The sequence below is a fragment of the Cellulomonas sp. GbtcB1 genome, from assembly GCF_019091725.1.
GTDB lineage: Bacteria > Actinomycetota > Actinomycetes > Actinomycetales > Cellulomonadaceae > Cellulomonas.
The window spans coordinates 1-245 of record NZ_JAGXJG010000427.1 but is presented as its reverse complement, the minus strand read 5'-3'; the positions used below and the strand labels follow the sequence as shown (position 1 = coordinate 245).

General features: G+C 74.3%; 1 pseudogene. It reads right to left on the bottom strand.

The window, feature by feature from the left end:
- Nucleotides 1-245, bottom strand: a pseudogene (locus tag KVT14_RS20925) (alkaline phosphatase family protein); the annotation flags it as partial.

The following is a 245-nucleotide window of genomic DNA, read 5'->3' as shown; positions in this document are numbered from 1 at the left end:
CATGGCGTACCGCAGCCGGACTTTCTTCTTCGCCAGGTCCAGCCCCGCGCGGGCCGTCGCGGCGCCGGCGGCGAAGAACAGCGCGGCGGGGTCGTAGCCCGGCTTGCGGTGGATGACGACGCCGCGGGCGTAGTCGGGCGCCCGGTCGTCGTCGCGCCAGAAGTAGTACGTGAACCACGCTCCCGGCTCGGCCACGTCGACGAGCTCGCCGGACCCCTCGTGGCCGAGGCCGTACCGGGCCTGCG